This is a genomic window from Nocardia sp. NPDC059691, assembly GCF_042733915.1.
Classification (GTDB): domain Bacteria; phylum Actinomycetota; class Actinomycetes; order Mycobacteriales; family Mycobacteriaceae; genus Nocardia; species Nocardia sichangensis.
Genome location: NZ_JBHWFB010000002.1, coordinates 196,358 through 209,422 on the forward strand (window position 1 = coordinate 196,358; position 13,065 = coordinate 209,422).

At 66.3% G+C, this 13,065-nt stretch carries 15 protein-coding genes; 7 read left to right on the plus strand and 8 right to left on the minus strand.

The genetic code is table 11. The annotated features are described in order from the left end of the window. Positions 1–161 precede the first annotated feature (161 nt). Positions 162–404, plus strand: coding sequence for a hypothetical protein (locus ACFV2O_RS05280; RefSeq protein WP_379250376.1), 243 nt, complete (start codon positions 162–164; stop codon positions 402–404). Next, the gene (locus ACFV2O_RS05285; RefSeq protein ID WP_379250377.1) at positions 385–903 is read left to right on the plus strand and encodes a DUF6879 family protein; all 519 of its coding nucleotides are present in this window, start codon (positions 385–387) and stop codon (positions 901–903) included. The genes ACFV2O_RS05280 and ACFV2O_RS05285 overlap by 20 nt, the downstream gene beginning before the upstream one ends. Before the next feature lie 159 nt (positions 904–1,062). Here ACFV2O_RS05285 and ACFV2O_RS05290 read toward each other — a convergent pair whose 3' ends face one another. Together ACFV2O_RS05290 and ACFV2O_RS05295 are read right to left on the minus strand one after the other, a co-directional pair. Beyond that, positions 1,063–1,362, minus strand: a complete 300-nt coding sequence (locus tag ACFV2O_RS05290; RefSeq protein ID WP_379250378.1) for an MTH1187 family thiamine-binding protein — start codon at positions 1,360–1,362, stop codon at positions 1,063–1,065. Beyond that, the gene (locus ACFV2O_RS05295; protein WP_379250379.1) at positions 1,362–2,741 is read right to left on the minus strand and encodes a hypothetical protein; all 1,380 of its coding nucleotides are present in this window, start codon (positions 2,739–2,741) and stop codon (positions 1,362–1,364) included. The genes ACFV2O_RS05290 and ACFV2O_RS05295 overlap by 1 nt, the downstream gene beginning before the upstream one ends. A gap of 192 nt (positions 2,742–2,933) precedes the next feature. On the opposite strand from ACFV2O_RS05295, the gene ACFV2O_RS05300 reads away from it, so the two are divergent. Then, entirely contained in the window at positions 2,934–3,278 is a 345-nt protein-coding gene (locus ACFV2O_RS05300) for a hypothetical protein (RefSeq protein WP_157170689.1), read from the plus strand. A gap of 272 nt (positions 3,279–3,550) precedes the next feature. Here the strand turns inward: ACFV2O_RS05300 and ACFV2O_RS05305 are convergent, their stop codons facing one another. Together ACFV2O_RS05305 and ACFV2O_RS05310 are read right to left on the minus strand one after the other, a co-directional pair. Next, positions 3,551–3,904, minus strand: a complete 354-nt coding sequence (locus ACFV2O_RS05305) for a hypothetical protein (RefSeq protein ID WP_379250380.1) — start codon at positions 3,902–3,904, stop codon at positions 3,551–3,553. 122 nt (positions 3,905–4,026) lie between these two features. Next, entirely contained in the window at positions 4,027–5,025 is a 999-nt protein-coding gene (locus ACFV2O_RS05310) for a sigma-70 family RNA polymerase sigma factor (protein ID WP_379250381.1), read from the minus strand. 184 nt (positions 5,026–5,209) lie between these two features. Here ACFV2O_RS05310 and ACFV2O_RS05315 point away from each other — a divergent pair, with 184 nt between their 5' ends. Further along, positions 5,210–5,629, plus strand: coding sequence for a VOC family protein (locus ACFV2O_RS05315; protein WP_379250382.1), 420 nt, complete (start codon positions 5,210–5,212; stop codon positions 5,627–5,629). Between the two features lie 72 nt (positions 5,630–5,701). Here the strand turns inward: ACFV2O_RS05315 and ACFV2O_RS05320 are convergent, their stop codons facing one another. Continuing rightward, entirely contained in the window at positions 5,702–6,484 is a 783-nt protein-coding gene (locus tag ACFV2O_RS05320; RefSeq protein WP_355076882.1) for a crotonase/enoyl-CoA hydratase family protein, read from the minus strand. Between the two features lie 60 nt (positions 6,485–6,544). On the opposite strand from ACFV2O_RS05320, the gene ACFV2O_RS05325 reads away from it, so the two are divergent. Next, positions 6,545–8,194: an acyl-CoA synthetase gene (locus ACFV2O_RS05325; protein ID WP_379250383.1), complete on the plus strand. Its 1,650-nt coding sequence runs from the start codon at positions 6,545–6,547 to the stop codon at positions 8,192–8,194. 61 nt (positions 8,195–8,255) lie between these two features. Here the strand turns inward: ACFV2O_RS05325 and ACFV2O_RS05330 are convergent, their stop codons facing one another. Beyond that, positions 8,256–9,443, minus strand: a complete 1,188-nt coding sequence (locus ACFV2O_RS05330) for an FAD-dependent monooxygenase (RefSeq protein WP_379250384.1) — start codon at positions 9,441–9,443, stop codon at positions 8,256–8,258. Between the two features lie 101 nt (positions 9,444–9,544). Between ACFV2O_RS05330 and ACFV2O_RS05335 the strand changes: the two genes are divergently transcribed. After that, the gene (locus tag ACFV2O_RS05335) at positions 9,545–10,132 is read left to right on the plus strand and encodes a TetR family transcriptional regulator (protein ID WP_379250385.1); all 588 of its coding nucleotides are present in this window, start codon (positions 9,545–9,547) and stop codon (positions 10,130–10,132) included. Between the two features lie 246 nt (positions 10,133–10,378). Here the strand turns inward: ACFV2O_RS05335 and ACFV2O_RS05340 are convergent, their stop codons facing one another. Next, positions 10,379–11,473, minus strand: a complete 1,095-nt coding sequence (locus ACFV2O_RS05340) for an acyl-CoA dehydrogenase family protein (RefSeq protein WP_355076893.1) — start codon at positions 11,471–11,473, stop codon at positions 10,379–10,381. 20 nt (positions 11,474–11,493) lie between these two features. Further along, the gene (locus ACFV2O_RS05345) at positions 11,494–12,687 is read right to left on the minus strand and encodes an acyl-CoA dehydrogenase family protein (RefSeq protein WP_356963637.1); all 1,194 of its coding nucleotides are present in this window, start codon (positions 12,685–12,687) and stop codon (positions 11,494–11,496) included. Between the two features lie 154 nt (positions 12,688–12,841). Here ACFV2O_RS05345 and ACFV2O_RS05350 point away from each other — a divergent pair, with 154 nt between their 5' ends. Further along, positions 12,842–13,030, plus strand: a complete 189-nt coding sequence (locus ACFV2O_RS05350) for a ferredoxin (protein WP_355076896.1) — start codon at positions 12,842–12,844, stop codon at positions 13,028–13,030. Positions 13,031–13,065: the final 35 nt, after the last annotated feature.

Consider the following 13,065-nt stretch of genomic DNA (forward strand, 5'->3'; position numbering starts at 1 on the left):
CCAGGTCCGGCGGAGGCGAGGCTCGCCGTGTAACCGGGCCGCTGGGGCTGTGACCCGGCCACGCGACGACGCCGAAAGCGAGTGTACCGGTGCCCCCAGATCGGACTCTGGAGGATGCTCAAGCCTGTATGCCACCGACCAGGGCAGTTACATAGTCCAGGGTGGGAATCACCCCCACTGGGACGGTGGAGATTCCGCACCTTCTGACCGGGTTCGCCGAGCCGGATACGTTCATCAGCTCCACTATGACCGACACCGGCCGGGGTACCTTGACCGTATCCCGGTCGGTGTCGGTCACCGAGCCGGATGGTTTGGGCATGTTGACCTTGGCAGAGGACGAAACTGCTATCGAGGTCCCGAAGCTAGGAAGGACGTTCTACGGCAATGCTGCTGCGGCCCAATGATGAACCGGACCTGTGGCCGAATCTGTTCCGTGAGCTGAAATGGGACGCGTTCCATCTCGAAGTGCGGGACGAATATCACGTAGCCGACGAGGACACCCGGATACGTGCCTTCCTCGCTGGCGAACCAGCCCCGTACACCCGGACGCCGTGGCAAGACCTCATGCTGGAAACCACTAGCCGGGGCGTATCGGTGACCCGTGTTCGGGTGGTCACAGAACCACTGTCGGACTATCAGCGATGGTTGCTGTCGGTCACCGGGTACAACGTGGAAGCTGGGGACGACATCCGTTATGTGCCGAGAAATATCGCGGGAACGGTGCCACCAGACGACTGGTGGTTGATGGATGGCGAGAGGGTTGTTTACAACCTCACCGATCCGGCCGGGGCGCCGGCCGGTCTGGCAGTGACCACAGACCCCGGAATCGTGGCGTACTGCCAAGAGGTACGGGGGCGGCTCTGGAAGCTGGCTATCCCTTATGCGGAGTATGTTCAGCGGTGACCAACTCCGTTCATAAAGCGCGACAAGCCCTTGGGGCAACTCTCCGGGGGCTTCGTCATGATGCCGGGCTGTCCGGCTGTCAGCTTTCCTCTCTCGCGGTTGGCATGAGTCGGTGGTGTCGAAGATTGAAACCGGGGACCGTAGCCCACGGAGGCGCGGTTAACGAGGTTGCCTCAAATGACTCTCCACCGATTCGACTTTCGATGTGATCGCGTTTGTTGATCCAGGTCGGACATCGCCCTTGAGAACGATGCTGCATCGTGGCGCGACTTCCATTACGGCATCGACCGCTTGCTTGATCACCGCCATTACCTCATCCCATTCACCTTCGATGGTTGTGAACAGGGCGTTCGTCTCATTCGGCAATCCGCTGGCGCGTATAACGCGCACCGCTTCGGCCACTGCGGCACCGACGCTTTCGCCTACTCCAACCGGTGTTACCGAGAAGGCGATGATCACTATGACTCCTTTGTTAGAATATCTGAAATGCCCCGCCGTAATTCGGGCACGCCTGATGCATTCCTGATGCGGTCTTCGCCCGTCACCTGATAGATCTTTGCCAGCTCGTTCAGCACTCGCGCCGACGTTGTGCCCAAAGCGCCTTGGACGGCTCTGGTTCCCAGGGTGACCCCATCGTCCAAGTCTCCGTGTCGGAGCTGCAGCGCAGCAAGGCGCGCGGTGTTCAATTGCCGCGAGCGAGCGTGGTCGTCCGACAGCTTCAACGCGGCGTGGAGACGTTCAACCGTGTTGGCTATTCGGATGTTTCGCTGATATGCGAGCTCGAATAATCCATGTGTGGCGTCACTGTTCATCAGTTGCTCGTTGTAATAGCCTTTGAAGCCTTCGTACTCCGTATCGGGGTGTTCTTGCCCGGCGGCCTCCGCAAAGAGCTGCTCGGCTTGGCATACAGCTCGAATGCATTCGATATCGTTGCCTAGCTTGCCGAAGGCGCGGGCCTGCACTGCGGCAATATCTGCGCGGCGCAGCAGCGAAATACGATCGGACCGCACCGAGGCAAGGCCGAGCATGGTGAGTGCATCATCGGCATTGCCGAGGAATATTGCCTGACGCGCCATGCAGGTCAGGATTGCGGCGCGTAGCCACCATTCACCAGCCTGTTCCGCGCATTGCCAACCCATATGAAAGTGAGCTCTGGCCGGATCGTGCTGCCCGCGATCGAAATAGGCCCATCCGACGACCCTGAAGAACGTTCCGACCGCCGATTGCATCGCGGTGCGAACGTGTGATGGCATGTCGGCGCGGAGGAATAAGACTGCTGTCCGTAGTTGGGTGGTCATGGCGTCACCCACCCGCAGTCCCGCATCGTCCGCTGCACGGAACAGTCCCGCCCACGCCCGAACCTGATCGACGTGATCCATCCCCACCTTGGCCGGGGCGGATGGCTCCATAGGAGCGCTGGCCACCGTAATGAGATCGTTCGCAAGGGTAGCGGCGGGGAGAGCCAACAATCCGCGTAGGAATTCATTGCGGTTCACGTCGTCCTCAGCTTCCGCGTCAGGTATGCGAAGATCGCTACTGCCTTCGGCCGCGATGATAGGACGATCTTCCGGACCTTCGCTGGGTGCAATCGGCCGCACCGAAACAGCCAGTTCGGCTTGGAACCGTGCCGACTGGTCATCGTCCAGTCGCTTCAGCATGATGTCCATGGCAGCGGCGAAGTCACCAGACAGAGTGATCGTCTCGCCACGTCTTTCCCACTTGCTTACAACCGCTTCGGAGAAACCAGTCATCTCGGCGAACCGAGACTGACTGACTCGCAGAGCTACCCGGCGCAACGCTCGGACTTCCAAGCCGGTCCAACGGGTCACCACGAACATCGCGTACGCCCCTCCGTGTCTGTTGTTCGCGTATTGGAAGCGTAAGCGCTCCGTATGCACCGTGTGACTGCAACAACGTCAAGGGTGACGCCACGCTGATAACCAGCCCCGCCGCCGGGTTGATGCGGTGCCTACATCGACTCCCCGGCGTCGGGTGCTCACCAGCAAAAGCCGACAGACAGGGGTGAAGTGGTGGGGTTCAACTGGTGGAGGGAAGCCGAACCGGACGAGACATCGCCGCAGGCGATCATCGATCGCGTACAGGCCGAGTGGCGAGCCGAACGGCGACATGACCGTATCCGCGCCGCCCAGGCCGCCGAATCCGCCGACATGGGCCTATGGCCGACAGGCTGGCCGCATGAGGCACCAGAGCACCCGCTGAGCGTGCCCGAAGCGCACGCAACGATGCAGCGCCATCGCGGATGCCGCGCCGATGGCTGCCCCCGGAAGGCAGCCGCACGGCAAACCTTGATCGACGCCGGACGGATGGTGCCGGATACCGCGCGTCTGTATCCGGACTCGCCACGCATGCACTGAGCAGCGCTTTGAGCATCCCGCACGCAGTTCGCGTCTTCCGACGCTCACCGGTCGGCGTGCGGGAGGGGCCACCGCCCCCCCACAGCGTCAACTTCGGTCGGGGCGCAGAGATGCACCTCGACGTGGATCACACCGGCGATCACAGCGCACAGCACCGGGACCGCTGGAGTAGCCGCAGCTCCGGCTCCCCCACGCAAGCAGGGTTATCGGGTCTGCAACGACGAAACCCCCGGACCTTCTCGGCCCGGGGGGGTCGTGGTTCGCGAGTCGGGTCAGCGGGCCGACAGCGCGATATGTTCCTGCCGGATGTCGCCACTGACGACGGCGACGAGACGCTCCTGGTCATCGAGCGGCATCGCGAAAAATCGCATCCCATAGTGCGGTTCACCGAGCTCAGCGGCATCGACCTCGATGGACCGCCGCGTCGTCTCGACCAGGATGCCCGCCCGATCCTGCGCCACCCGGACGGCAACGATCTCAGGGAAACCGTCACGACCGCCGACGCAGTACCGCAGTTGCTCGCCGGGCTCGCGAACACCGCCGATGCCGCCGGAATCCAGGCGGCCCTCGCCGTTGGTGACCTCCACGAAGGTTGCCAGGAAATCTGCATCCTCCGGCCAGCCCATGAGATCGGCTTCCGGTGGCCGTCGTGCGTCGCACCAGACGCGCCATGTGAATTCACCGCGGGAACCAACCGGCGTGACCGGCTCCCAACCTTGATCGCGGAGGGTCATTCGTGCGTTCCGGATCAAACGTTCTCGCGCAGTTCAGGCGCGAGGCCGAACAGGGGGAACAGCTTCTCGGTGTCGAGGAAGAAGTTCAGTCCGGCGATGGTGTCGCCGTCGAGTTCCAGCACCGTGATCGACCACGGCACCCACACGCCCGGCTCGTCGCTCGGCTTGTAGTGGCCGAAGGCGGGCAGGCCGTTGGCGCCTTCCAGCCGGACCAGTCGCGAATCGCGGCAGGCGCTTCCGTGGCCGAGCATGAACGCGGCCACGTTCTCCGGGCCGGAGATCCACAGCTCGATCGGCGGCATGGACAGCGCCACATCGGCTTTCAGCAGCGAGGTGAGGGTGTCCATGTCGTAGGCCTCGAACGCCTTGACGAAACCGTCGACGAGTTTGCGCTGGTCCTCGTCGGTCTCGTCGTAGGTGTCGTTGGCCGCGGGCTGGACCTTCGACATGGTGGCGCGCGCTCGTTGCAGCGCGCTGTTGACCGACGCGGGCGACATGGTGAGCGCCTCGGCGGTCTCGTTGGCGGAGAAACGCAGCACCTCGCGCATGATCAGGATCGCGCGCTGGGTGGCGGGCAGGTGCTGGCAGGCGGCGACGAAGGCCAGGCGCAGCGTGTCCTTGGCGCTGGCGTGCTCGGCCGGATCGGCGCCGAAGGCCAGCGCGTTCGGGATCGGCTCGATCCAGACGTAATCCGGTTGGGGCGCGGGCAACGGCGAATCCGGCCGCGACGGACCGGACAGATCCATCGGCCGGGCGCGGCGCTGCGGACCGTCGAGCATGTCCAGGCAGACGTTCGTGGTGATCTTGTACAGCCAGGAGCGGAGGCTGGCGCGGCCCTCGAACGAGTCGTAGGACTTCCACGCCCTGGTGAGGGTCTCCTGCACCGCGTCCTCCGCTTCGAAGGACGAGCCGAGCATGCGGTAGGCGTACGCGCAGAGTTCCCTGCGATGGGTCTCGAACGCGGCGAGCAGATCGGGAGCGAGGCCGGCGGGGGAGGCTGGCGAGTCGGTCATGGGGGTCACCCTGCCACAGGCCACCGACAAGAAACAGGCTCTTCAACTCGAGCGCCGCGCTGATCAAGATCATTAAACCTGTGCGGCCTGTGGGACGTGTCACGGTCGTCGCGGCGATGAATCGACCGCTCGCGGACCGTCATATCCGGTGACACGAAAAGAATTTGCTCGAGAGGAAGAGGCCATGAGCAGCAAGATGATCTTCATCAATCTCCCGGTCGCCGATCTGCACCGATCGATGGCGTTCTACGAGGCGCTGGGCTGGAAGGTCAACCAGGAGTTCACCGACGACAACGCGGCCTGCATCGTGGTGGATGACAACATCTGCCTGATGCTGCTCATCAGGGATTTCTTCACCACGTTCAGCAAGCGTCCGGTGGCGGACACGAAGGCGGCGATCAACGCCGCGTACGCGCTCGCGCTGGGCAGCGCCGAGGAGGTCGACAGCCTGACCGAGGCCGCGCTGGCCGCGGGCGCGACCGAAGAGGTGAACGAGGACAAGCGGGCGCAGGAGGCGCAGGTGGGCATGCACGGCCGCACCTTCATCGACCCGGACGGTCACCAGTGGGAGCCGTTCTGGATGGATTACCCGGGCGCGAACTGAGCCCGGCGAGGGGTCGCCCCCGATGCGCGTGCACTGGTCGCGCATCGGGGGCGTAGGGCTCGATCCGGGAATTCAGTTCCCGGTGAAAGAGGGCTTGCGCTTCTCCGCGAACGCGCGCGGCCCTTCCTTGGCATCGGCCGAGCGGAATACGGACATGCCGAGCTTGGCGTCGATCTGGAAGGCGTCCTCCTCCGGCATGGCCTCCGTCTCGCGGATGGTGCGCAGGATGGCCTGCACGGCCAGCGGGCCGTTGGCGGCGATCTGCCCCGCGATCTCCAGCGCTTTGTCCAGCGCCGTGCCGTCCGGCACCACGTGCCCGATCAGGCCGATCTCCTTGGCCTCGGCGGCGGTCAGGTGCCGTCCGGTGAGCAGAATCTCGGCGGCGACGGTGTAAGGGATCTGGCGGACCAGCCGCACCGCCGAGCCGCCCAGCGGGAACAGGCCCCAACGCGCCTCGGACACGCCGAATTTCGCGCTCTCTCCGGCCACGCGGATGTCGGTGCCTTGCAGGATCTCGGTGCCGCCCGCGATGGCGGGGCCTTCGACCGCCGCGATCAGCGGCTTGGTCAGCCTGCGTCCTTTGAGCAGCGCCTCGAGCTTGGCCGGATTCCAGCCGCCGCCGTCGATGGTGTCGCCGGGGTGCTCGGAGGTCATGCCCTTGAGATCGGCGCCCGCGCAGAACGCGCCACCCGCGCCGGTCAGGATCGCGACCCGGATGTCCGGATCGTCGTCCACCTGGTTCCAGGCGTCTTTCATGATCGCCATCATCTCGCCGGACAGCGCGTTGCGCGCCTCGGGCCGGTTCATGGTGACGATGAGGACGTGGTCGCGCTTCTCGACGAGGCAGTGCGGCATCGCTGATTCTCCTGACTTCGAGCCTTGTCAGAAACAGTAACACGTTCTATTTTTATGGCTGTGAGCTACAACATAGCGGACCTTGTCGAACATGCCATCGACCTGATGCCCGACCGCGTCGCGCTGGCCGACGACGGCCGCGAGGTCACCTACGCCCAGTTGGAGGAGCGGGCCAACAGTCTCGCTCACTACCTGCAAGAACAGGGAGTCCAGCCGGGCGACAAGGTGGGTATCTACTCACGCAACACGATCGAGGCCGTCGAGGCCATGGTCGCGGTCTTCAAGGCGCGGGCCGTGATGATCAACGTGAACTTCCGTTACGTCGAGAACGAGTTGCAATACATCTTCGACAACTCGGACATGGTCGCGCTGATCCACGAGCGGCGCTACAGCGACCGGGTCGCCGCCGTTCGTTCCAAGACCCCGCAGCTGCGCACCGTCATCGTCGTCGACGACGATACGACCGGCACCATTCCCACCGCAGCCGATTCGGTGGAATACGAAGCGGTGATCGCGCAGTCCTCCGGCGAGCGCGACTTCGGTGAACGCTCCCCGGACGACCTGTACATGGTCTACACCGGCGGCACCACCGGCATGCCCAAAGGCGTGATGTGGCGTCAGGAGGACGTCTGGCGCGTGCTCGGCGCGGGCATCAACTTCATCACCGGTGAATACGTCCAGGACGAGTGGGAGCTGGCCAAGGTGGGTGCGGGCAGTCCGCCGATGGTGCGGTTCCCCATCCCGCCGATGATTCACGGCGGGGCGCAGTGGGCCACGTTTCACAGCCTGTTCGGCGGCGGCAAGGCCGTGATGCTCCCGGAGTTCTCCGGGCACGGCGTGTGGCGGGCCATCGACAAGCACAAGATCAACCTGATCTTCATCACCGGTGACGCCATGGCGCGCCCGATGCTCGACGCGCTGATCGAGGGCAATCCGGAAACCGGTCAGCCCTACGATCTTTCGAGCCTGTACGTGATGGCCAGCAGCGCGGCGCTGTTCTCGCCCGCGCTCAAGGACCAGTTCCTCGAGCTGCTGCCCAACCGGATGATCTCCGATTCGATCGGCTCCTCGGAGACCGGTTTCGGCGGTATCGCCATCGTCGCCAAGGGCGCGACGCACACCGGAGGGCCGCGCGTGAAGATCGACGCGTCCACCGAGGTGCTCGACGAGGACGGCAATCCCGTGCAGCCCGGCTCCGGTGCGGTCGGCATCCTGGCCCGGCGCGGGCACATCCCGCTCGGCTACTACAAGGACGAGGTCAAGACCGCGGCGACCTTCAAGGAGTTCAACGGCGTCCGCTACGCCATCCCCGGCGACTTCGCCCGCGTCGAGGAGGACGGCACGGTCACCATGCTCGGCCGCGGCTCGGTCAGCATCAACAGCGGCGGCGAGAAGATCTACCCCGAGGAGGTCGAGGGCGCGCTCAAGACCCACCCGGAGATCTTCGACGCGCTCGTGGTCGGCATCGACGACGAGCGCTGGGGCCAGCGCGTGGTCGCGGTCGTGCAGTGCCGCGGCGATTCCCGCCCCACCCTCGAGGAGCTGCGCCCCATGCTCACCCAGGAGATCGCGCCCTACAAACTCCCCCGCAGCCTGTGGTTCGTCGACGAGATCAAGCGCTCACCCGCGGGCAAGCCCGACTACCGCTGGGCCAAGGAACAGGCCCTCTCCCGTCCCGCCGACGACAACGCCGTGGCGAGCGGGAAGTAGGTTCATCCGCCCGGTCGGCCACCGTTGTCCGCAACGGTGGCCGACTACGTTTCGCGCCGAATCAGCGGTTGGCGAGTTCGGACAGTTGGTAGGCGAGGCGGTGGCGGAAGGTGGGGATGCGGGACAGAGTGCTGAGGACCAGGTTGCGCACGGTGCGGGCGGGGCGGGCGTGCAGCGTTGCCATCTTGGTCATGCGGTCGGTGAACGAGACGACGCCCAGCGCGACGGGGCGGCGGGTGGTTTCGTAGTCGTCCAGCAAGGTGTCCGGCTCGCCGGCCAGCACGCGGGTCAGGAGCGGGCCGAGGGTGGCGGCGTCCTGGATGCCGGTGTTCATGCCCTGGCCGCCCGCCGGGCTGTGCACGTGGGCGGCGTCGCCCGCGAGCAGGATGCGGCCGCTGCGGTAGTGGTCGGCGACGCGGTGGTGCACGCGGAAGCGCGAGCTCCACAGCACTTCGTGCACGCCCACCGTGCCGCCGGGGCCGCGGGCGTCCAGAAGCTTCTGGATGTCCTCCGCGGTCGAGTGCTCGGGCGCCGTTTCCAGGGTGGCGACCACGCGGAAGCGGTTCGGCTCCTTCTCGTCGGGCAGCGGCGCGACCACCATGACGCCCTCCGGTGAAAGGTGCAGGGCCACTTCGTCGCGCGCGATCGGCCAGTCCATCCGCACGTCGGCGAGGACGAAGGATTCCGGGTAGGTCGCGCCGGTGAATCCGATGCCCGCCTGCTCGCGGACGATGCTGTGCATGCCGTCGGTTCCGATGACGTAGTCCGCGCGGATGCTGCCCGGCGCGCCCGCCTCGTCGGTGTATTCGACCGTGACGCCGTCGTTCTCCTCCGCCACCCGGGTGACCTGGTATGGGCGCTGGACCTCCCCGCCCGCCTGCCGCAGTCGCTTCAGCAGCACCGCCTCGGTGGTGTCCTGCGGTGTCATCAAGGTGTAGGGGTAGCGGGTCGGCAGCCCGTCGAACCCGATGGTCGCCAGGGTGTGCCCGCCGTCGTGGACGGTGAAGCGCGCGACGATGTCGCCCGTCGCGACCAGTTCGTCCGCGATGCCGAGCTGCTCGAGTACTTCCAGCGTCCTGGCGTGCACGACCGCGGCGCGCGAGGTGTTCGCGCCTTCGCTCAGCCGGTCCAGCAGGACGAAATCCACCCCCGCGTCGGCCAGGGTGATGGCGGCGGTGAGTCCGGCGGGACCCGCGCCGACGATCACGACGGAGGTGGCGGCGGGCAGCGGGTTCGGGGTGGCGTTCATCGGAACTCCTCAGGTCAACGTTTGTAGGCCAACGTTTGTTGACATAACCGTAGCGCGGCTGGCGCTAGGAAGTCAACAGTTGTTGGCCTACACTTGTTGGCATGACCGTAGAGCCTGATCAACCCCCTGCTCGCCGCTCGGACGCGACGCGTGCGGCGATTCTGGAGGCGGCCCGCGCGCGGTTCGCCGCCGAAGGTTTCCGCAAGGCGACCATCCGCGCCATCGCCGCGGACGCGGACATAGACCCGTCCATGGTCATGCGGTACTTCGGCAGCAAAGACGGCCTCTTCGCGGCGGCGGTCGACGTCCGTCTCGATCTGCCCGACCTCGGCTCCGCGGACCCGGACACCCTGGGGGAGCAGTTGGTGCGCCGCTTCTTCGAGATCTGGGAAGAGCAGCCGAACAGGGAGGTGCTGCTGACGCTGCTGCGCTCGTCGATCACCGACGAGGCCGTGGCCGAACGCGTCCGCGCCATCTTCACCCAGCAGATACTGCCCGCCGTCCTGCGTTTCGGGGATCCCGCCGACGCTCCACGCAGGGGAGGTCTGATCGTCACGCAGATGCTCGGCCTCGCCCTGTGCCGCTATGTCCTGTGCCTGCCCCCGGTCGTAGCCTTGACCCGCGACCAGATCATCGCCGAGGTCGCGCCCACCCTCCAGCGCTACCTGACGTCCATCCCGACTGAGTGAAATCAGCTGGTACGGGGCGGTACGGTCGAATGACGGCCGACGATCCCTGCTGCTCCGCGACAGAGTGGCCGCATGTCCATGGCTGCGGCGCGAATGCGCTCGACCAGCGCCGAGCGGCGTTCGAAGACGCCGCCGACCACGTATTGCGGGTCAGCGCGGAGCTGAACCGGCGAGTCGCCTGAGGCGCAACGAAATCGGCCCGCACGACGTGCTGTCGTGCGGGCCGATCGGTCTGCCGTGCCGCGCTCAGCCTGCCAGCAACGCGCCGAGGGCGCGGAGGTGGTCGGTGCCCGCGCCGAGGGCGAACTCGTTGTGTTTGGCGGCGGTGAAGTAGTTGTGCGCGATGTGGTCGCGGTCGATGCCGACGCCGCCGTGCACGTGGACGACGGTGTGCGCGACGCGGTGGCCCGCGTCGGCGGCCCAGAACTTGGCGGTGTGCACCGCTTCGGCGGCGGGCAGGTCCTCCGACAGCAGCCATGCCGCTTGGGTGACCGCCAGGCGCAGGCCTTGGACGTCGATGTAGGCGTCGGCGAGCCGCTGCGCCACCGCCTGGAAGCTGCCGACCGCCTTGCCGAACTGCTCACGCTCCCTGGCGTAGTCGGCGACCAGCTCGAGCGCCCGTTCCAGAGTGCCGAGCTGTAGGGCGCTCAGACCGAGCCAGGCGCGAGTGAGGATCCAGTCCAGGATCTCCACGCCACTGTCCACCGTGCCGACGAGTTCGGCGGGGGTATCGGTGAGTTCGACCGCGAATTCGGGGCTACGGTCGACCACCTGCTGCGCGGTCACGGTCGCCGCCGCGGGATCGACCAGGAACACCGCGGTGATCCCTGAGACGGTGGCGGGCACCAGAATTCGCTCGGCCCGGTTCGCGAAGGGCACGGTGGTCTTCGCGCCGGTCAGCCGCCAGCCGTCCTCGGTCTCCACCGCGGTGGTGGTGGGTGCGGCGGGTTCCCAGTTGCGCTCCTCGGCCAGCGCGACCGTCAGGATGACGCTGCCCGCGCCCGCCCGGGTGGCCAGCTCCTGTTGCGCCGCGGAACCGAACCGCGCCAGCGCGCCCGCGCCGAGCGCGATCGACCACAGGTACGGCACGGCCGCGAGGTGCTTGCCCAGCTCGCGCAGGATGGCGGTCTGCTCGAGCGAGCCGAGGTCACTGCCGCCGACCGCCTCGGGCAGCGCGGCCGCGAGCACGCCGGTCTCGGCCAGCGAGTTCCACAGCTGCTGATCGAATCGCTCGTCTGCGGTGTCGAGTTCGCGCAGCCGGTCGGCGGTGACGAGCTTGCCGCACACCTCGCCGGTCAGCCGGCCGAGATCGAGTTGGGCTTCGGTGGGGGTGAAATCCATAGCGTTCTACCTGCTTTCGATCAGCGCGCCGCGGCAGGCTGCTTGAGGGCGGTCATGGCGATGATGTCGCGCTGCACCTCGTTGGTGCCGCCGCCGAAGGTCAGGATGAGCGCGGCGCGGTGCATGCGCTCCAGACGGCCGCGCAGTTCCGCGCCGGGGGAGTCCTGGCGCAGGTAGGCCTGCGGCCCGAGCACCTCCATGAGCAACCGGTACGCCTCGGTGGCCAGCTCGGTGCCGTACACCTTGCAGGTGGAGGCATCCCACGGGCGCGGAGCCGCGTCGCCGCCCGCGTCGGCCCGGCTGGCGATCTCCCAGTTCAGCAGCTTGAGGTACTCGACCTTGGCGTGCACCTTGGCCAGGTTGAGCTGCACCCATTCGCGATCGATCACGCGGGAGCCGTCACCGGCCTTGGTGTTGCTCGCCCACTCGACGGTCTGGCGCAGGGCCAGCGCGAGCGGCGCGGCCGAGGTGAGCGCGACGCGCTCGTGGTTGAGCTGATTGGTGATCAGCGCCCAGCCGCCGTTCTCCTGGCCGACCAGCGCGCTCGCGGGCACCCGCACGTCCTGGTAGTAGGTGGCGCTGGTGTCCGGCCCAGCCATGGTGTGCACGGGCGTCCAGGAGAAGCCCTCGGCGGTGGTCGGCACGATGAGCATGCTGATGCCCTTGTGCTTCTTGGCGGTCGGGTCGGTGCGCACCGCCAGCCAGACGTAGTCGGCGTAGGCGATCAGGCTGGTCCACATCTTCTGGCCGTTGATCACGTAGTCGTCGCCGTCGCGCACCGCGGTGGTGCGCAGGCTGGCCAGATCGGTGCCCGCGCCCGGCTCCGAGTAGCCGATGGAGAAGTGCAGTTCACCGGCCGCGATCTTGGGCAGGAAGAACTTCTTCTGCTCCTCACTGCCGTAGTGCATGATCGTGGGCGCCACCGAGTTGATGGTCAGGAACGGCACCGGCGCGCCCGCGATCGCGGCCTCGTCGGTGAAGATCAGCTGATCCATGGTGGGGCGATCCTGGCCGCCGTACTCCTTGGGCCAGCCCAGCGCCAGCCAGCCGTCGTGGCCCATCTGCTGGACCACCTCGCGGTAGACGTTGCCCTGCCCGTACTCGCCGGTCTGCGCGCTCAGGGCCTCCCGGCGCTCGGGGGTGATGAGCCGCGCGAAGTAGTCGCGCAGTTCCGCGCGCAGCTGCTCCTGTTGCGGCGTGTACGCAATGCGCATGGCTATACCTCATGCTTCGTTGGATCGGGTTCCCCCGATCATTGCATATGGACTGAAACATGTTCCAGTATTGATACTGAATCCTCCCGATGACGCCCCGGTGGAGCGGATCGGCTTGTTAGGCTTCGGCCAGAGTGGTGGTATAGGAGTTGCCATGAAGATCAGTGTCGATCCAGACCAGTGCGAAGCTAATGGAATATGTGTCGGAATCGCCCCCGACGTGTTCGAACTCGATGACGAGGACGTGCTGCACATCGCGAACGCCGATGTGCCCGCCGATCGGCTCGCCGATGTCCAGGATGCCGTCGCGCAGTGCCCCAAGGCGGCGCTGCGGCTGCAGTGAAGGACTCTTGCCGTAAGTTGGAACACGTTCTAGAG